At 69.8% G+C, this 17,794-nt stretch carries 18 protein-coding genes, 4 tRNA genes and 1 other RNA gene; 17 read left to right on the top strand and 6 right to left on the bottom strand.

Annotated elements, in window-relative coordinates:
- Positions 1-25 precede the first annotated feature (25 nt).
- The 3 genes from HEP74_RS15720 to HEP74_RS15710 all read left to right on the top strand — a co-directional run bounded on the left by HEP74_RS15720 (position 26) and on the right by HEP74_RS15710 (position 2,466).
- Positions 26-102, top strand: a tRNA-Asp gene (locus HEP74_RS15720).
- A 116-nt stretch (positions 103-218) separates the two neighbouring features.
- Positions 219-295 (top strand) — tRNA-Asp (locus tag HEP74_RS15715).
- 179 nt (positions 296-474) lie between these two features.
- Positions 475-2,466, top strand: coding sequence for a SurA N-terminal domain-containing protein (locus HEP74_RS15710; protein ID WP_185813678.1), 1,992 nt, complete (start codon positions 475-477; stop codon positions 2,464-2,466).
- Between the two features lie 787 nt (positions 2,467-3,253).
- Here the strand turns inward: HEP74_RS15710 and HEP74_RS15705 are convergent.
- On the bottom strand, positions 3,254-4,483 hold the full coding sequence (locus HEP74_RS15705; RefSeq protein ID WP_185813677.1) for a lytic transglycosylase domain-containing protein: 1,230 nt from the start codon (positions 4,481-4,483) through the stop codon (positions 3,254-3,256).
- Entirely contained in the window at positions 4,480-5,247 is a 768-nt protein-coding gene (gene gloB, locus HEP74_RS15700) for a hydroxyacylglutathione hydrolase (protein WP_185813676.1), read from the bottom strand. The genes HEP74_RS15705 and gloB overlap by 4 nt, the downstream gene beginning before the upstream one ends.
- Positions 5,248-5,259: 12 nt before the next feature.
- Between gloB and HEP74_RS15695 the strand changes: the two genes are divergently transcribed.
- From HEP74_RS15695 to dnaQ, 3 genes are read left to right on the top strand one after another with little or no spacing between them, the layout of a single operon-like run.
- The gene (locus HEP74_RS15695; protein WP_185813675.1) at positions 5,260-5,919 is read left to right on the top strand and encodes a class I SAM-dependent methyltransferase; all 660 of its coding nucleotides are present in this window, start codon (positions 5,260-5,262) and stop codon (positions 5,917-5,919) included.
- Between the two features lie 13 nt (positions 5,920-5,932).
- Positions 5,933-6,391 (top strand): ribonuclease HI, encoded by a 459-nt coding sequence (rnhA, locus tag HEP74_RS15690; RefSeq protein ID WP_185813674.1) that lies wholly within the window; start codon positions 5,933-5,935, stop codon positions 6,389-6,391.
- 32 nt (positions 6,392-6,423) lie between these two features.
- Positions 6,424-7,161 (top strand): DNA polymerase III subunit epsilon, encoded by a 738-nt coding sequence (dnaQ, locus tag HEP74_RS15685; RefSeq protein WP_185813673.1) that lies wholly within the window; start codon positions 6,424-6,426, stop codon positions 7,159-7,161.
- A gap of 282 nt (positions 7,162-7,443) precedes the next feature.
- On the opposite strand, the gene HEP74_RS15680 is transcribed toward dnaQ, so the two are convergent.
- Positions 7,444-8,148 carry a PP2C family protein-serine/threonine phosphatase gene (locus tag HEP74_RS15680; RefSeq protein WP_185813672.1) on the bottom strand — a complete coding sequence of 235 codons (705 nt, stop codon included), beginning with the start codon at positions 8,146-8,148 and terminating at the stop codon, positions 7,444-7,446.
- Positions 8,149-8,354: 206 nt separating this feature from the next.
- Here HEP74_RS15680 and HEP74_RS15675 point away from each other — a divergent pair.
- Positions 8,355-8,445: transfer RNA gene (locus HEP74_RS15675), tRNA-Ser, on the top strand.
- Between the two features lie 140 nt (positions 8,446-8,585).
- Positions 8,586-8,990 (top strand): DUF6165 family protein, encoded by a 405-nt coding sequence (locus HEP74_RS15670; protein WP_179570641.1) that lies wholly within the window; start codon positions 8,586-8,588, stop codon positions 8,988-8,990.
- Between the two features lie 257 nt (positions 8,991-9,247).
- Here the strand turns inward: HEP74_RS15670 and HEP74_RS15660 are convergent, their stop codons facing one another.
- Positions 9,248-10,297 (bottom strand): glycosyltransferase family 9 protein, encoded by a 1,050-nt coding sequence (locus HEP74_RS15660; RefSeq protein WP_185813671.1) that lies wholly within the window; start codon positions 10,295-10,297, stop codon positions 9,248-9,250.
- A 20-nt stretch (positions 10,298-10,317) separates the two neighbouring features.
- On the opposite strand from HEP74_RS15660, the gene HEP74_RS15655 reads away from it, so the two are divergent.
- From HEP74_RS15655 to HEP74_RS15625, 7 genes are read left to right on the top strand one after another with little or no spacing between them, the layout of a single operon-like run.
- Positions 10,318-11,067, top strand: a complete 750-nt coding sequence (locus HEP74_RS15655) for a 3-deoxy-D-manno-octulosonic acid kinase (protein WP_185813670.1) — start codon at positions 10,318-10,320, stop codon at positions 11,065-11,067.
- On the top strand, positions 11,067-11,822 hold the full coding sequence (locus HEP74_RS15650) for an MBL fold metallo-hydrolase (RefSeq protein WP_185813669.1): 756 nt from the start codon (positions 11,067-11,069) through the stop codon (positions 11,820-11,822). The genes HEP74_RS15655 and HEP74_RS15650 overlap by 1 nt, the downstream gene beginning before the upstream one ends.
- Complete coding sequence (gene moaA / locus HEP74_RS15645; RefSeq protein ID WP_185813668.1) at positions 11,819-12,859, top strand: GTP 3',8-cyclase MoaA; 1,041 nt, start codon at positions 11,819-11,821, stop codon at positions 12,857-12,859. The genes HEP74_RS15650 and moaA overlap by 4 nt, the downstream gene beginning before the upstream one ends.
- A gap of 5 nt (positions 12,860-12,864) precedes the next feature.
- Complete coding sequence (locus tag HEP74_RS15640; RefSeq protein ID WP_185813667.1) at positions 12,865-13,242, top strand: nuclear transport factor 2 family protein; 378 nt, start codon at positions 12,865-12,867, stop codon at positions 13,240-13,242.
- A gap of 31 nt (positions 13,243-13,273) precedes the next feature.
- On the top strand, positions 13,274-13,789 hold the full coding sequence (moaC, locus tag HEP74_RS15635; protein ID WP_185813666.1) for a cyclic pyranopterin monophosphate synthase MoaC: 516 nt from the start codon (positions 13,274-13,276) through the stop codon (positions 13,787-13,789).
- Positions 13,786-14,031 carry a MoaD/ThiS family protein gene (locus HEP74_RS15630; RefSeq protein ID WP_003468589.1) on the top strand — a complete coding sequence of 82 codons (246 nt, stop codon included), beginning with the start codon at positions 13,786-13,788 and terminating at the stop codon, positions 14,029-14,031. Before moaC ends, HEP74_RS15630 begins: the two co-directional genes overlap by 4 nt.
- A 3-nt stretch (positions 14,032-14,034) precedes the next feature.
- Positions 14,035-14,463 carry a molybdenum cofactor biosynthesis protein MoaE gene (locus HEP74_RS15625; RefSeq protein ID WP_185813665.1) on the top strand — a complete coding sequence of 143 codons (429 nt, stop codon included), beginning with the start codon at positions 14,035-14,037 and terminating at the stop codon, positions 14,461-14,463.
- Positions 14,464-14,997: 534 nt separating this feature from the next.
- Here the strand turns inward: HEP74_RS15625 and ffs are convergent.
- Together ffs and HEP74_RS15615 are read right to left on the bottom strand one after the other, a co-directional pair.
- Positions 14,998-15,094, bottom strand: an RNA gene (gene ffs, locus HEP74_RS15620) — signal recognition particle sRNA small type.
- A 98-nt stretch (positions 15,095-15,192) separates the two neighbouring features.
- Positions 15,193-15,285, bottom strand: a tRNA-Ser gene (locus tag HEP74_RS15615).
- A gap of 238 nt (positions 15,286-15,523) precedes the next feature.
- Here HEP74_RS15615 and dnaX point away from each other — a divergent pair.
- Together dnaX and HEP74_RS15605 are read left to right on the top strand one after the other, a co-directional pair.
- Positions 15,524-17,389: a DNA polymerase III subunit gamma/tau gene (dnaX, locus tag HEP74_RS15610; protein ID WP_185813664.1), complete on the top strand. Its 1,866-nt coding sequence runs from the start codon at positions 15,524-15,526 to the stop codon at positions 17,387-17,389.
- Between the two features lie 6 nt (positions 17,390-17,395).
- Positions 17,396-17,716 carry a YbaB/EbfC family nucleoid-associated protein gene (locus HEP74_RS15605; RefSeq protein ID WP_185813663.1) on the top strand — a complete coding sequence of 107 codons (321 nt, stop codon included), beginning with the start codon at positions 17,396-17,398 and terminating at the stop codon, positions 17,714-17,716.
- Positions 17,717-17,794 lie beyond the last annotated feature (78 nt).

Here is a 17,794-nt window from a genome sequence, read left to right as displayed (position 1 = left end):
GCACCGAGCGGCAAGTTTCAAAAGCGGAGTGGTAGTTCAGTCGGTTAGAATGCTGGCCTGTCACGCCGGAGGTCGCGGGTTCGAGTCCCGTCCACTCCGCCAGTTGCACCGAAGCCCCTGAGAAATCGGGGGTTTCGTTTCTCGAAGCATCCGCCGCGCCTTGCGCTGCGCAGATACCTAGAGATTGCGGGCCTCGTGCCTGCCTCCGTTCAAAAAGCGGAGTGGTAGTTCAGTCGGTTAGAATGCTGGCCTGTCACGCCGGAGGTCGCGGGTTCGAGTCCCGTCCACTCCGCCAGTTTTGTACGCGAAACCCCCGAGCGATCGGGGGTTTCTTTTTTTCCGGAATGCCTTGCCGGCGACCGCCATGCGGGCCGCGGATTTCATGCGGGCGCACGCGCCGCGGCACGCCATTCCGCCGCAGGGCGTGAAGCGGGTTAAACTGCGCGGCTCGCCAACAGGCTCGGTTCCCAACCAATGCTGCAGAAACTCCGCGAAAAGACCTCGGGCTGGATCGCCACCGCGATCATCGGCCTGTTGATGATTCCGTTCCTGTTCGTCATCGACAGCAGCTACCTCGGTGGCGTCGGTGCCAACAACGTCGCCAAGGTGCAGGCGCCGCCGTCGTGGTGGTCGTCGGCGCCGTCGTGGTGGCCGGTGTCGTTCCTGTGGCAGCACCACGAGGTGAGCACCGAGCAGTTCCGTGCGCGCTTCGAGGAAGCGCGGATGCAGGCGCGCGAGCAGCAGGGCGAGAACTTCGATCCGCGCGAGTTCGAGAGCGCCGACAACAAGCGCAAGGTGCTCGACCAGTTGATCGACGAGCAGGTGGTGAAGCTGGCCGCCGAGCAGGCGCACGTGGTGGTCGGCGATGCCGCGGTCCGCGACTACATCGCCACCATTCCGGCGTTCCAGAAAGACGGCAAGTTCGATCCGGAACGCTACCGCCTGGCGCTGGCCTCGGGCACCCCGCCGCGGACGCCGGCGATGTTCGACCAGTTGGTGCGCGATGGTTTGCAGCAGTCGTTGATTCCGTCCGCGCTGATGGAATCGGCGTTCGCGACCAAGCAGGAATCCGAGCGTCTGCTGAAGATGCTCGGCGAAACCCGCGACGTCGACCTGGCGCTGTTGCCGGAACAGCCGGCCGACACCACCCCGGTCAGCGACGCGCAGGTGCAGCAGTGGTACGACGCGCACCAGGCCGACTTCAAGCAGCCGGAGCGGGTGTCGATCGAATACGTCGAGCTGGACGCGAGCAAGCTGCCGCCGGCCAAGCCGGCCGACGAGGCGGCGCTGCGCAAGCGCTACGAGGACGAGAAGGCCCGCTTCGTCGAGCCCGACCAGCGCCTGACCTCGCACATCCTGATCAGTGCCGGCAAGGATCCGGCGGCGCAGAAGGCCGCCGAGGCCAAGGCCGCCAAGCTCGCGGCCGAGGCCAAGCAGCCCGGCGCCGATTTCGCCGCGCTGGCCCGCGCCAATTCCGAGGACCCGGGTTCCAAGAACGCCGGTGGCGACCTGGGTTGGGTCGAGCGGGGGGTGATGATCAAGCCTTTCGAGGACGCCTTGTTCGCGATGAAGGCCGGCGACATCGTCGGCCCGGTGAAGAGCGAGTTCGGCTACCACGTGATCCAGCTGCGCGAGATCAAGGGCGGCCAGGGCAAGAGCTTCGAGCAGGTGCGCGACCAGCTGGCCGGCGAGCAGCTGCAGGCCGACAACGAGAAGGTCTACAGCGATCTGAGCGGCAAGCTGGTCGACCTGGTGCTGAAGAACCCGACCGCGTTGGCGCCGGCGGCCAAGGAAGTGGGCTTGCCGGTGCAGACCCTGGGGCCGTTCTCGCGCGCCGACGGCAGCGGCATCGCCGCGCAGCCTGCGGTGCTGCGTGCGGCGTTCTCCGACACGCTGGTGCAGGACGGCACGGTCAGCGATCCGATCACCCTGGGCCCGAACCACAGCGTGCTGATCCGCGTCACCCAGCACCTGCCCGAGCAGACCCAGCCGCTGGCCAAGGTACGCGAGCAGGTGGTGGCCGCGGTGCATGCCGATCGCACGGCCAAGGCGGCCGCGGCGAAGGCCGACGCGCTGCTGGAGAAGCTGCGCAAGGGCGAGACGCTGCAGGCGCTGGCCGGCCCGGAGAAGCTGCAGATCAACCCGATGCCGGGGCTGCCGCGCACCGTGCCGATGCCGAGTCCGGAAGCCAACCGCGCGATCTTCAGTGCGCCGCTGCCGGCCGCGGGCAAGCCGTCGGTGGGCAAGGTCGAGCTGTCGGCGAATGGCGTGCCGGGTGGTGCCAAGCGCTACGCGCTGTTCGTGCTCAACAAGGTGAACCCAGGCGACCTGAGCAAGGTGCCGGCGGAACAGCAGGCGACGCTGAAGCAGCAGTTGGGCCAGATCGAAGGCGCTGCCGCGTCGAAGGCCTACATCGACGCGATGCGCAAGCGCTACAAGGTCAGCGTGCAGGAAGCGAATCTGTAATCGCTGTTTGCGCCGATGCGTGATGCGAACAAGCCCGGTCCTGCCGGGCTTGTTCGTTTGTGGGTCCTGCATTCCGGCGCTTGAGACATTCGGCACTCCGGAGCACGGAGCACAGAGATCACGTGGGATATTCGGATGTGCGGTGATGTGCCGCGCGATCATGCATCGTGACGCGGTCGCTGCGGCGGTGCCGTAAGGGCGGCAAGGAAGTGTGCATGTGCTTCGCGTATGCGCCGGTGCGCCGTACCCTCATCCGCCCCTTCGGGGCACCTTCTCCCGAGGGGAGAAGGGAGCGTCAGTGCGCACGTGTGGACGCACGCGCAGGGCGGTTGCGCCTGCGCTCGGCAGCGTCAGCGTCAGTGGCGATGACCGTTGGCGACGCGGTGTGCATTGCCGCAACGATATGTCGACAAGGGGGCCGGGTGTTCGCTTCGGGTCAATGTGCAGCGTTTGCGGCCCAGTCGTTTTTCGACTGTTCGCCACGCGGTGGAGGCGACGTCAGCGGAGATGCAATGGGGCGGCCTACGAGTACGCCGACAAGCAGTCGCCGACCGTGGACGTGGCCTACACCGCACACGACGGCGCAGCGCTGGCGGCCGCGTTCGGCGTCGCGCTGCCGGAGGATGTCGAAGTCGCGGACGCCTGCCTTGGGCTGGGGCGCTGGCCAATGGGGGAACGCTTGATGCTCTCGCTTCTCTCGGCCGTTTGCCAAGGGGCATGTTGCCTTGGCCGACGTCGGCAGCGTTGACGGTTGCCGCTCTCGCGGTCCCGCCGCAGCGGAACTCGCCTATTCCTCGTAGCTCAGCACCATCCCAGGACGCAGCACGCTGCGCGCGGACAGGCCGTTCTTCGCCAGCAGCGTCTGCACGGTGATGCCGTAGCGCTTGGCGATGGTCCAGGCGGTGTCGCCGTCGCGGACGGTGTGGGTGCGGCGCGCCGCGGGCGTGCGCTGGCGCATGCGTGGCGGCGTGGGCTCGGCGATGCTGGCGACGACACGCGTCGCCGGCGCTTCTTCGGCCTGCTGCGGTTGTGCCGCCAACGCCATGGCATCGGCAGCAGCGGTGGCGGCGCTGCCGCCGTTGCCGACCGGCGCCAGTACCGGCAGCGCGCGCTTTTTGTTGCGCACGCTGCCCAGCGCCGGATTCAGCCGTGCGACCTGGTTGCCCTGCAACGCCTGCTGCCGTGCCCATTCGTCCAGCGCCATGCCGGCGGGCAGGGTGCGCGCCTGCAGGATCGGCACTTCGCGGTCCAGCGAGGCCATCCATTCGTCGCGGGTCTGCGCCTGTTCCAGCACGCACGCCAGCGCGTGCAGCTTCTCGACGTAGGCATAGGTGATCGGCGACAGCCCCGGCAACTTGGCCGGCTGCGCGTTCTGCGCGTTCATGCCGGCGCGGCGCATCGACTGCAGCACGCGGTACTCGCCGGCGTTGTAGGCCATGATCGCCAGGCGCCAGTCGCCGCCGAACATGCCGTGCAAAGTCTTCAGGTAACGCACCGCGGCGCGGGTGGAATCCACCGCGGACAGGCGGCCGTCGTAGCCGCCTTCGACCGGCACGTCGTGGTTGCGGGCGGTGTCGGCGATGAACTGCCAGAGTCCGGCGGGACCACTGCTATTGCGCGCGGCGGGGCGGTAGCCGCTCTCCACGAACGGGATCAGCGCGAATTCGGTGGGCAGGTCGGCGGCGCGCAGTTCGTCCACCACGTAGCCGAACAGCGGCAGCACGTCCTCGTCCTCGTTGGCCAGCCGCGCCGGCGCGCGCGCGAACTGCTGCTTCCAGCGCGCGTCGGTGGCGCCGCCGTCGCATTGCGCGTCGGCCAGGCCGTCGCGGAAGCTGGCGAGGATGGTGTGGCCGTTACGCGTGGTCGCCGGCGGCAGCGCCGCGGCGTCCATCGGTAACACGTTCAGTCCGGCGACGGTTTGCTCCAGCGCCGCACCGATGGGTGCCGCCGCGCTCGCGGAGGAGGTTGCCGAGGCGAGCGCCAGGGTCAGCGCCGCCGTCAAGAACAGCGACCTCATGCGCGAAAATCGTCTTTCCAGCGCCTTAATTCGGCGAATACTTCCACTTCGTCGCGTGCGCCGCGGCCGAGCCGGGCGCCGACCGCCTGCTGGATCGCCGCCGAGGCGGTACGCAGGAACGGATTGGTCGCCACTTCGCTGGCGAGGGTGACGGGAACAGTGGGACGGGCAGCATGACGCATGGCCTGGACTTCCTGATGGCGCTGCCGCAAGGCAGCGTTGGTGGGATCGACCGTGACGGCGAATGCCGCATTGGCCAGGGTGTATTCGTGTCCGCAACACAGCAGCGTGGCGCCCGGGAGGGCAGCCAGCCGTTGCAGCGAACCCAACATCTGGGAGGGCGTACCTTCGAACATGCGCCCACAGCCTAGGCTGAACAGCGTATCCCCGCTGAACAGGTGGCCTTCGCCGACATAGGCCACGTGCGAACGGGTATGCCCCGGCACGAAAAGGGCCTGGAATTCCCATCCCAGCACCTGGACCGCATCGCCGTCGCCGACGCGCTGGCTGGCGAACGGGACCCGCGGCTCGTCCGCCGGGGCATACACAGGCAGGTCCGGCCAGCGCTCGCGCAGGGCCGCCACGCCGCCGATGTGGTCGTCGTGATGGTGGGTCAGCAGCACCGCGGCCGGTTGCAGTCCTTGCGCGGCGGCTTCGAACACCGGCTCGGCCTGACCGGGGTCGACCAGCACGGCGCGGCCATCCGCGGCGGCGATCGCCCAGATGTAATTATCCTGGAATGCGGGCAGGGCGATCAGTCGCATAGAATTGGCACCATGCCTGCCACCCCGTTCCCTCGTCAAGCCGCCGTCTCATCCTGGTTTGATACGGCGGTGGCGCAACAGCTGCTCCAGGCCGAGCAGCCGCTGATCCTCGACGCCTTGCTTGGACGCCCCGCGCAGCCTTGGTTGTGGCTGGCGCCGGTGCCGTTCGCGCCGTTGGCGCGCGAGCTGCCGGGGCGTGGCGTGCGCCTGCACCGCACCGCGCGCGGCTACGCCGGCGACCTGGTGTGCACGCTGCCGCTGCCACTGCCCTCGGAAAGCGTCAACGCGATCGTGCTGCAGCACGTGCTCGGCGCCGATGCCGCGGCGTTGCTGGAAGAGTGCGAGCGGGTGCTGCTGCCGGGCGGCCGGGTCTGGTTGTTCGCGCTCAACGCGGTCAGCCCGTACCGGCTGCGCTGGCGCCGGCAGGGCCTGGTGGCACGGCCGCCGGGCAGCTGGCGCGGGCTGCTGGGGCAGGCCGGGCTGCCGTGCACCGAGCCGCTGCGCTACCTCGGGCCGGTCTGGCCGACCCGCGGCGGCGTCGGCTCGGCAACCTCCGGCGCGCCGCTGCGCGCGGTGTGCCTGCTGCAGGCGGAAAAGCGCACCGCCGCCGGCATCGGCCCCATTCCGCTGCGCGCGCCGGTACGCTGGCGCGGTTCGGCCGCCTCCATCTGATTCCTGGACGACCATGAAGACTGTTGATATCCACACCGACGGCGCCTGCCTCGGCAATCCCGGCCCCGGCGGCTGGGCCGCGCTGTTGCGCTACAAGGGCCTGGAGCGCGAAGTCGCCGGCGCCGAGGCGCACACCACCAACAACCGCATGGAGCTGATGGCCGCGATCATGGCGCTGGAAACGCTCAGCGAGCCGTGCCAGATCGTGCTGCATACCGATTCGCAGTATGTGCGCCAGGGCATCACCGAATGGATGCCGGGCTGGGTGCGGCGGCAGTGGAAGACCGCCGGCGGCGACCCGGTCAAGAACCGCGACCTATGGGAGCGGCTGCATGCCGCCGCGCAGCGGCACAGCATCGATTGGCGCTGGGTCAAGGGCCACAGCGGCGATCCGGACAACGAGCGGGTCGACGTGCTGGCGCGCAACCAGGCGCTGCGGGTGCGCGCCGGCGGCGCCGCGGTCGCGTCCTGATCCTTTCCACGCCTCATCCTGCAGCGAGCCACATGCGTCAGATCATCCTCGATACCGAAACCACCGGCCTGGAATGGAAGAAGGGCAACCGCGTCGTCGAAATCGGCGCGGTGGAACTGCTCGAACGCCGCCCCAGCGGGCGCAACTTCCATCGCTATCTGCGCCCGGACTGCGACTTCGAACCCGGCGCGCAGGAAGTCACCGGCCTGACCCTGGAATTCCTCGCCGACAAGCCGGAATTCCACGAGGTGGTGGACGAGTTCCTGGCGTTCATCGACGGCGCCGAACTGATCATCCACAACGCCTCGTTCGATCTGGGCTTCCTCGACAACGAACTGTCGCGGCTGGGCACGTCCTACGGGCGCATCCTCGACCGTGCCACGGTCATCGACACGCTGTTGCTGGCGCGCGAGCGCTTCCCGGGCCAGCGCAATTCGCTGGACGCGCTGTGCAAGCGCCTGGGCGTGGACAACTCGCACCGGCAGCTGCACGGCGCGCTGCTCGATGCGCAGATACTCAGTGACGTCTACATCGCGCTGACCTCGGGGCAGGAGGAGATCGGTTTCGCCCTGGCCGACCAGCGCGGCAACCACGCCGACGGTCAACGCGCGGCGTTCGATATGGCGACGCTGCTGCCGCGGCCGCGGGTGCTGCCGACCGCGTCGGAGCTGGAGGCGCACCAGGCGCGGCTGGAAAAGCTGCGCAAGAAGGCTGGGCGCGCGCTGTGGGACGCCGACGAGCCGGTGCTGGCCGACGCCGTGGCTGGCTGAGCCGCTGCGGCGCTGAGCGCTGGCATTTGTCGGCGTGCGTCGGCGGGGATTCGCCATGCTGGTGCCGGAGCCGGTCTGCGCGGCAATGGCACGGACGGCGGCGCGGCCATCCAGGCACGCGCCGGAGCAGCGGTGGCATGGCCGGGTATGGGCGTGCGTGCTAGCGCAGCGTTAGCGCGGTCTCTTTTGACGGCACACGCTGCGGCATCGATGTTGCCAACCAGCTAACGCCGCGCTCGCGGTCGGCGCCATGGCCGGCACCGGTCGCGCGCCTGCCTGAACTCAGTGGCAGCGCACCAGGATCGCGGTGATGTTGTCCGAGCCGCCGCCGTCCAGCGCGGCCGCTACCAGCGTATCCACGCATTCCTGCGCGCTGCAGTCGTCGTGGCCGAGCGTGGCGGCGATGCCGGGGTCGTCCACTTCTTCGGTCAGCCCGTCGCTGCACAGCAGCAGCTGCATGCCCGGGCGCAGTTCGCCGGTCATCGTGGCCACGTTGAGGTGCAGCGGATCGGTGACGCCCAGCGCCTGGGTGACCACGTTGCGGTGTGGATGCGCGCGCGCCTGCTCGGCGGTCAGCGCGCCCTGCGCGATCAGTTCCTGCACATAGCTGTGGTCCTGGCTGAGCTGGGCCAGCTTGCCGTCACGCCACAGGTAGGCGCGGCTGTCGCCGACCCAGGCCACCTCGAAGCGGTTGCCCTGCACGCGCGCGGCGACCACGGTGGTGCCCATCGGCAAGGTGTCGTTGCGCCGGCGCGAGGCGCGGATGATCTCTTCGTCGGCGATGCGGATCGCCTGCGCCAGCGGGGTGCCGCTGCGCACCTCGCGGACGATGGCCTCGCGCGCCAGGGCGCTGGCCACCTCGCCGCAGGCATGGCCGCCCATGCCGTCGGCGACCAGCCACAGGCCGAGCTCGTTGTCGCCGTAATAGGTGTCCTCGTTGAGTTCGCGGCGCAGGCCGACGTGGGTGAGGTGTCCGAATTCGATCATTGCGCGCCCACGGCCGGCCCGGCTTCCTGTCATTCAAACGGCATCATCGCGGCCAAGCGGACATCAGGCAATCGCTGGCCGCGCCGCGGGGCAGGCGGGGTTCATGGCAGTGCGGGGGTGGGGACCGGGCTGCCGTGCGACGCGGCGCTTGTCCGCGCGCGGCGGGGACCGTATGATGCACGCCCCCGGTCCGCCGGGGACCACCCGGGAAGGTGGCAGAGCGGTTGAATGTACCTGACTCGAAATCAGGCAGGCGTTTATAGCGCCTCGGGGGTTCGAATCCCCCCCTTCCCGCCAGTTTCGCGGCAGCAGTATCGCCCGTGTGCAGAAGGCCCCGTCAGGGGCCTTTTGTTTTTGACGGCCGCGGCCACGCCGCGCCGACATGGCTTTAAGGCCTGCTGGTTACACTTCCTCTCAACTCTCGCCTGGGTGTGCCCATGTCCGAAATCCTCGTCCCCGTGTCCTTCGGCGAACTGCTCGACAAGATCGCCATCCTGCAGATCAAGTCCGAGCGCATCGGCGATGCGGCCAAGCTGGCCAACGTGCGCGCGGAGTTGTCGGCGCTGGAAAAGACCTGGATGGCGCATCCGGCCGCCAGCGGCGACGTCGCCCGCCTGCGCCTGGAGCTGAAGGCGGTCAACGAGCGCCTGTGGGTGATCGAGGACGAGATCCGGATCAAGGAGAAGGCGCAGGCCTTCGACGAGGAATTCATCAAGCTCGCACGCAGCGTGTACTACGAGAACGACGAGCGCGCGCGGATCAAGAAGGAGATCAACCTGGCACTGGGTTCCAGCTACGTCGAAGAGAAGTCCTACCAGGACTACCGCGGCGCGGCGTCCTGAGCGAAGCATCCGGGAGGCGTCGCCGCCTCCCGGTGTGGCCCCTGTAGGCCAGGGATGGGCGGATCAGGCGCGGGCGACCAGGATTCCGGTGAGCCGGCGCACCAGCGGCAACGCCAGCAGCAGGGTGGGAAGGCGCAGCCACGCCGCCGCCCGGCGCCCAGCCATAGCGAGTACACGCCCGGCGCCTGACCGACCGTACGCCGTGCACTGATCATCGAGACGACGTACGGCCACGCTCGGCCCGCGCACAAGCCGGCTTACATGCCCTGGTCGGCGCGGTAGCGCTCGAACGCGGCGATCGCGTCGTCCACGCCGATCAGCGCCATCACCGCGTCGAATTCGATCTTGCTGCCCCATTTCAGCTGCTCGGCCGGCTTGCCGAGGAACTTGCGCGCCGCCGCATCGTACTTGTCCACGCAGTAGCGGATGTCCGAATACGGGCCGCTGCGGCGCGGGTTGCTGGCCGCGTGCAGGCCCAGCACCTTGCTGCCCACGGCGTTGGCGATGTGCATCGGGCCCGAGTCGGGGGTCATCACCAGCGCGGCGCGCTGCAGCAGCGCCGGCAGTTGCTTGAGCGTGTCGCGGCCGACCAGGTCCAGCGCCGGCGCGCGCATCGCCGCGACGATGGCGTCGGCCGTGCTGCGCTCCAGTTCGCTGCGCCCGCCGCACAGCACCACCCGCCAGCCCTGCGCGGCGGCGTGGTCGGCGACCGCGGCGTAGCGGTCGGCGTACCAGTTGCGGCGCACGTGGCTGGAACAGGGCGAGATCAGCAGCGCTGGGCGGCCGTCCTCGGGCCATTGCGCCTGTGCCCAGGCGTGCGCGTCGTCGGGAATCGGCAGGTCCCAGCGCACCTGCGTCTGGCGCAGGCCCAGCGGTTCGCAGAAGCTGCCGATCGCGTCGAGCACGTGGATGCCGGGGCGGTCGGGGATGCGTTCGTTGACGAACAGGCCGTGCAGGTCCTTGGAGCGGCTGCGGTCGTAGCCGATGCGGCGGCGCGCGCGTACGAACGCGGACAGTACGTTGGCGCGCAGCGCCACCTGCATCTGCAGCAGCGCGTCGAAACCCTGCGCCGGCAGTTCGCGGCGCAGCGCGCGCATGCCGGCCAGGCCGCTGCGCTTGTCGTAGTCGTGGAAGATCACCCCGGGCAGGCCGTCGAGCAGCCTGTGCCCGCCTTTGTCGATGATCCAGTGCAGCGGCGGCGCGGCGGGCCAGGCGCGCTGCAGGGTGCGCACCAGCGGCACCACATGGGTCACGTCCCCCAGCGCCGACAGGCGCAACAGGCACAGCGAAGGGAGCGTTGCTGCCATGGTGTTGTTAGACTCGCTGAATGGTTGCATTCGACGCCACCGAAGCGCTGACGCCGTACCGCGAGGGCCGCGGCTATGGCGCCATTCTGTTCGACCGCCAACGGCTGCGGCAAGCCGAGCCGGCGCTGTTCTCGGCCGCGCACTGGGCCGAGCGCGCGCGCCCGGTGGACGAGGGCGGCCGCGGCGGCGCCTGGTTCGTCGATGCCCCGTTCGGCGCCAGCGTGCTGCGCCAGTACCGGCGCGGCGGCCTGGTCGCCAAGCTCAGCCGCGATCGCTACCTGTGGTCCGGCGCCGACCGCACCCGCAGCTTCGCCGAGTTCCGGCTGATGCGCGCGTTGATCGCACGCAAGCTGCCGGTGCCGCAGCCGCTGGCCGCCTGCTATCTGCGCCAGGGGCTGCGCTACCGTGCCGCGATCCTGATGGAGCGGCTGGAAGGGGTGCGCTCGCTGGCCGATCGCGCGCATGTCGCCGGCCGCGGCGCGCCGTGGGAGGAGACCGGGCGGCTGGTCGCGCGCTTCCACCGCGCCGGGCTGGACCACGCCGATCTCAACGCGCACAACATCCTGTTCGACGGCAACGGCCGCGGCTGGATGATCGATTTCGACCGCGGCGTGCTGCGCATCCCGGCCACACGCTGGCGCGAGCGCAACCTCAAGCGCCTGCACCGCTCGCTGCTGAAGCTGCGCGGCGAGCGCAGCGTGGACGAGGTCAACAAGGACTACGCGCGCCTGCGCCGCGCCTATGACCTGGCCTGGAACCGGGGCTACTGATGGCCTGGGCGCTGCGCTTCCAGGGCGTCGGCAATGCGTCGGCGGTGGAGCTGGGCTCGCCGATGGCCACGATCGAGCGCGACGCTGCGCCATGGCTGAGCATCGATTGCGGCGGCGAGGGCCTGAGCGCTTATGAGGCGCATTACCGGGCGATGCCGCAGGCGCTGTTCGTGACCCATGTGCACCTGGACCATGTGGCCGGCTTCGAGCGGCTGTTCGTGGACGCCTATTTCTCGGCGCGGCGCGGCAAGGTGCGGGTGTACGTGCCGGCGCCGCTGGTGCCGCTGCTGCATCGCCGGATCGGCGACTACCCGAACGTGCTGGCCGAGGGCGGCGCCAATTTCTGGGACGCGTTCCAGCTGATCGCGGTCGGCGACGCGTTCTGGCACGACGGGGTGCGGCTGGAGGTATTCCCGGTGCGTCACCATTGGCCGGACACCGCCTTCGGGCTGCGCCTGCAGGGCGCGCTGGTATGGAGCGGCGATACCCGGCCGATTCCGGAAATGCTGAGCCGTTATGCCGGCGACGGCGAACTGGTCGCGCATGACTGCGGCCTTCACGGCAATCCGTCGCATACTGGGGTCGATGACCTGGAACGGGAATATCCCGCCGAGTTGCTGCAACGCATGATGCTGTACCACTACGCCAGCGCCGAGGATGCCGAAGCCCTGCGCGCGCGCGGCCACCGCGTCGCGCGGCCGGGCGAGTGCGTGGCGCTGGAAACGCCGCGCGCGCCGCAGGTGCCGGCGCCATGAGCGCCGTGTTGCGCCCGCCGCTGCCGCTCGCGTCCATCGCGCCGTTGGATCGGCTGGGGCGGCCGTTGCGCGACCTGCGCCTGTCGGTGATCGAGGCCTGCAATTTCCGCTGCGGCTATTGCATGCCGGCCGACAAGGTGCCCGACGACTACGGCTTCGATGCGGCCTCGCGGTTGTCGTTCGAGCAGATCGAGACGCTGGTGCGCGGTTTCGTGCGCAACGGCGTCAGCAAGCTGCGCCTGACCGGCGGCGAGCCGTTGCTGCGCCGCGACCTGCCGGAACTGGTGCGGCGCCTGGCGCGTATTCCCGGCCTCGACGACCTGGCCATGACCACCAACGGCTCGCTGCTGGCGCGGCACGCGCAGGCCCTGCGCGATGCGGGGTTGCGCCGGGTCACGGTGAGCCTGGACGCGATCGACGCGGCGACCTTCCGGCGCATGTCCGGCGACCGCGGCGAGGTGGTGCAGGTGCTGGCCGGCATCGACGCGGCAGTGGCCGCAGGGTTGGGGCCGGTGAAGATCAATTGCGTGGTCCAGCGCGGCATCAACGACGATCAGGTGCTGCCGTTGCTGGCGCATTTCCGCGGCAGCGGCCACGTGCTGCGCTTCATCGAATACATGGATGTGGGCACCTGCAACGCCTGGCGCCGCGAGCGGGTGGTGCCTTCGGCCGAATTGCACGCGCGCATCGCCGAGCGCTGGCCGCTGCGCGCGCTGGATCCGCACTACGCCGGCGAAGTCGCCGCACGCCATGCCTTCGTCGATGGCGGTGGCGAGATCGGCTTCGTCAGTTCGGTCAGTGCGCCGTTCTGCGGCGATTGCCATCGCGCGCGGGTGTCGGCCGACGGCCAGCTCTACACCTGCCTGTTCGCCGCCGCCGGCACCGACCTCAAGCCGGCCCTGGCCGGCGGCGAGGACGCGCTGGCCGCGCGCGTGCAGGCGCTGTGGGGCCAACGCGGCGATCGCTACAGCGAACTGCGCGGCGATGCGCGCGCGGCGCGCGGCAAGCACGTCGAGATGTTCCTGATCGGCGGATGAGCGCAATGGACGAGTCGCTGAAGCACCGGTTGTTCGCGCTTGAGCTGGAATTGCTGGAGCCGGCGACGCGCGCCTCGATGGCGCGGTTGTCGGCGCTGCTCGACGAGGCGTTCGTCGAATTCGGTGCGTCCGGGCGCTGCATCGACAGGCAGGCGCTGCTGCAGGAACTGCCGGCAGAGGCCGGCGCGGTCCGCTATCGCGCGTTCGATTTGCAGGCATGGTTGCCGGCGCCGGATCTGGCGCAGCTGCGCTATCGCAGCGAGCGCCACGATGGCGACGGCGCGCCGGTGCGGCATGCGCTGCGCAGTTCGCTGTGGCGCTGCCGCGATGGCGAATGGCGCATGCTGTTCCACCAGGGCACGCCGATTCCCGGCGCCGCCTGAGCAGGGTGCCGTGGGAGCGGCAGCGCAGCCTATGAGCGAAGAAAAGGCCAAATACGCCGTCGCGGCGAGCAAAACGCTGACCCATCTGGACCCGCAGGGGCTGCCGACGATGGTGGACGTCTCGGCCAAGGCCGTCACCGCGCGCGTCGCCGTGGCCGAGTCGCGAGTGCGCTTTCCCGCCGCGGTGGCCGCGCAATTGCGCGCCGACGCGCTGCGCAGCGCCAAGGGCGGCATCGTCGACACGGCGGTGATCGCCGGCACCATGGCGGTCAAGCGCACCCACGAACTGATTCCGTTCTGCCATCCGCTGCCGATCGACGGCTGCCGCTTCGCGATCGATTGGGCCTCGCCGCAGGTGCTGCGCATCGAGTGCACGGTGCGCACCGTGCACCGCACTGGCGTGGAGATGGAGGCGCTGACCGGCGCCAGCATCGCCGCGCTGACCGTCTACGACATGTGCAAGGCGCTGACCCACGCGATGACGATCGGCCCGGTGCGGCTGCTCGGCAAGCGCGGCGGCAAGCGCGACGTCGGGAGCGCGACATGAGCGTGCGCGTGACCGTGCTGTATTTCGCCAGCCTGCGCGAGGCGGCGGGCATCGAGCGCGAACAGGTGCAGACCGCGGCCGCCGACCTGCGTGCGTTGTACGCCGAACTCGACGCGCGGCACGGCCTGCGCTGGCCGTCGCAGCGCCTGCGCGTGGCCGTGGACGGCGCCTTCGTGGGCTGGGACGACGCGCTGCGCGAGGGCAGCGAAGTGGTGTTCATTCCGCCGGTCTCGGGAGGCTGAGCGATGTCCGACACGCACCGCTTCCATCTTGCCGACAGCGCCCTGGACATCGTCGCGCTGCGCGCGCCGCTGGCGCACGCGCAGGCCGGCGCCTACGCCAGTTTCGAAGGCTGGGTACGCGACCACAACGACGGCCGCGCGGTCGATGGCCTGCGCTACGAGGCCTATGCGGCGCTGGCCGAGGCCGAAGGCCGGCGCATCGCCGACGAAGCCCTAGTCCGCTTCGACATCCTCGACCTGCGCTGCGTGCACCGCATCGGCGACCTGGCGATCGGCGACCTGGCCGTGTGGGTGGGCGTGGTCGCGGCGCACCGCGGCGCGGCGTTCGACGCGTGCCGCTACGTCATCGACGAGGTCAAGGCGCGGGTGCCGATCTGGAAGCACGAGCACTATCGCGAGGGCGACGCCGGCTGGTTGCATCCGGAGGCGTAGGGCCGGTCGCGTCGGCCACAACGCGACTGACGCGAACAGGGGCGAACCGCGCATAGGCGCCGAATCGGCCCATACGGCTTTATCTTCAGAAGTAAGGGTGGCGACCCCGCCGGCTGACCTCGGCGCCCGCGTCGATCGATACGCGCCGTGGGAATGCTGCCGTTGCGGGGATGGTTGCGCCGTCGCCACGGCCGTTGCCAACGACTGGCCAGGATCGACGCTTGCGGCACTGCGCGGGAACAGCCGCAGCTTGCCACCACCCATCGGTCGAAGTGACCGCATTTGCCTGGCGGATGTGTTTTCAGGAAAAGGGTGGCGACCCCGCCGGCTGACCTCGGCGCCCGCGTCGATCGATACGCGCCGTGGGAATGTTGCCGTTGCGGGGATGGTTGCGCCGTCGCCACGGCCGGTGCTAACGACTGGCCAGGATCGACGCTTGCGGCATGGCGCGGGACACAGCCGCAGCTTGCCAGCAGCATCCGGTCGAAGTGACCGCATTTACCTGGCGGATGTGTTTTCAGGAAAAGGGTGGCGACCCCGCCGGCTGACCTCGGCGCCCGCGTCGATCGATACCGTTGCTGCCTTCCGGCCCTGGCGGAGTTTTCGACCTAGCGTCGCGAGGGGCCGACGGGGCCACCATAGAGACGAAACCGCGCCGTGGCGCGGTCTTCCCTTTGAGTTCTTTCGCCGGTGGCGAAGAAACCCTGCGAGGGAAGCGCAATTCGAATCTGGCGGAGAGAGGGGGATTCGAACCCCCGAAGCGCGGTTTAGACGCTTACACACTTTCCAGGCGTGCTCCTTCAACCACTCGGACACCTCTCCGTGCCTGCCGGCGCGACTAGCCGACGGCAGGGGCGGGATTCTAGCCGTCGCGGGCGCCGTTAACAAGGAGAACGCTCTGCGCGGGCCGGGACTTGCCGCCGGGTCCGGCTCCGATAGCAAAAAAAGCGCCGGCCCGCCGCCGTCCAGGCCCGTGGCGCCGGTCCGGCCGCCGCTGCCGCTGAACGATCGACGCGGCGCGGCGTGGCACAATGGCGGTTCAGATGAAGACGGTTGCCTGATGTCCTATCTCGTTCTCGCCCGCAAGTGGCGCCCCAAGCGTTTTGCCGAGCTGGTGGGGCAGGAACACGTGGTCCGCGCGCTCACCAATGCGCTGGACAGCGGGCGCGTGCACCACGCGTTCCTGTTCACCGGTACCCGCGGCGTCGGCAAGACCACCATCGCGCGGATCTTCGCCAAGTCGCTGAACTGCGAACAGGGCACCAGCGCCGATCCGTGCGGGCAGTGCCCGGCGTGCCTGGACATCGACGCCGGCCGCTACATCGACCTGCTGGAGATCGACGCCGCGTCCAATACCGGCGTGGACGACGTGCGCGAGGTGATCGAGAACGCGCAGTACATGCCCTCGCGCGGCAAGTACAAGGTGTACCTGATCGACGAAGTGCACATGCTGTCCAAGGCGGCGTTCAACGCGCTGTTGAAGACGCTGGAAGAGCCGCCGGAGCACGTCAAGTTCCTGCTGGCGACCACCGACCCGCAGAAGCTGCCGGTGACGGTGCTGTCGCGCTGCCTGCAGTTCAACCTCAAGCGCCTGGACGAGGAGCAGATCCAGGGGCAGATGACCAGGATCCTGGCCGCCGAGCAGATCGAGGTCGATGCCTCGGCGATCGTGCAGTTGGCCAAGGCTGCCGACGGCAGCCTGCGCGACGGCCTGTCGCTGCTCGACCAGGCCATCGCCTATGCCGGCGGCGCGCTGCGCGACGACGTGGTGCGGGCGATGCTGGGCACGGTCGACCGCACCCAGGTCGGGGCGATGCTCGAGGCGCTGGCCGATGGCGACGGGCAGCGGCTGCTGCAGGTGGTCGCCACGCTGGCCGAGTTCTCGCCGGACTGGGGCGGGGTGCTGGAGGCGCTGGCCGAGGCGCTGCACCGGATCCAGGTGCGGCAGCTGGTGCCCGGCGCGGCGGTGGCCGGCCTGGACGGGCTGGACCCGGCGCCGTTCGCCGAGCGTCTGCGCCCGGAAATCGTGCAGCTGTGGTACCAGATGGCCTTGAACGGCCGCCGCGACCTGTACCTGGCGCCGAGTCCGCGCGCCGGGTTCGAGATGGCGGTGCTGCGCATGCTGGCGTTCCGCCCGGCGGGTGCGGCACCGCTGCCGCCCGCATCCGGGTCGGATACGACGACGGAAGGCCGTGCGCCTGCGACGCCCGTGGCTGCGGCACCTGCTGCCGCTGCGGCCAGCGTCGCCGCGCCGTCCGTCGCCGCGATGCCCGCGCCCGCCGCACCGATGATGGCGCCAGCGCCGGCAGCGGCTGCGGTCGCAGACAAGCCGACACCGGCGCCCGCACCGGTCGCGGCGCCCGCCGTGCTCGACCCGCCGTGGGAAACCGCTGCACCGGCCCCAGCACCGCCGGCGGCGACCATGGCGCCGGTCGCGCCGGCCCCCACAGCCGCGCCCGAGCCGGAAATGGCGATGGTGCCGCCGCTGGCCATCGCTGAGCGCACGCCCCCCGAATACGCCGCGCCGCGCGTGCTGCACGCGGCCGAGGACTGGCTGGAACTGGTCGCCGATTGCGGTCTGACCGGGCCGTCGCGGCAGCTCGCCGCCAACTCGGCCTTCGTCAGCCACGCCGACGGCGTGCTGCGGCTGTCGCTGTCGCCGGGCTTCGAATACCTGCAGTCCGAGCGCTCGCTCGGCGAACTGGCCGCGGCGCTGGCCGACGCGCTGGGCAGCCGGCCGAAGATCGTGATCGAAAGCGGCATCGCGGTCGATGCCGAGACCCTGCACGAGCGCTCGCACCGGCAACGCGGCGAGCGTCAGAGCGCGGCCGAGACCGCGTTCCTGCAAGACCCGGCGGTGCAAGCGCTGATCCAGCAGCAAGGCGCGCGGGTCGTGCCCGATTCCATCCGCCCCTACCAAGAGTAATCAAGCATGCGTGGGAACATCGCCCAATTGATGCAGCAGGCGCAGAAGATGCAGGAAAACCTGCAGCGCGCCCAGGAAGAACTGGCCCAGCTGGAAGTCACCGGCAGCGCCGGCGGCGGCATGGTCAGCGTGACCCTGACCGGCGCCAAGGAGTGCCGCAAGGTGCGGATCGATCCGAGCATCCTCTCCGACCAGGAGATGGCCGAGGATCTGATCGCCGCCGCTTTCAACGATGCGTGCAACAAGATCGACGCCGAGTCCAAGTCGCGGATGGGCGCGGCCACGGCCGGCATGCCGATTCCGCCGGGCATGAAGTTGCCGTTCTGAGAGGCCGGGATTCGGGAGTGGGGAGTGGGGATTCGCGAAGGCAAGCGCGAAGCCGCTGCTTCCCGATCCCGGAGTCCG

The sequence above is a fragment of the Xanthomonas sp. SS genome, from assembly GCF_014236835.1.
Taxonomy (GTDB): Bacteria; Pseudomonadota; Gammaproteobacteria; order Xanthomonadales; family Xanthomonadaceae; genus Xanthomonas_A.
Note: the sequence above shows the minus strand (reverse complement) of the source record. Positions and strands in the feature narration are given on the sequence as shown.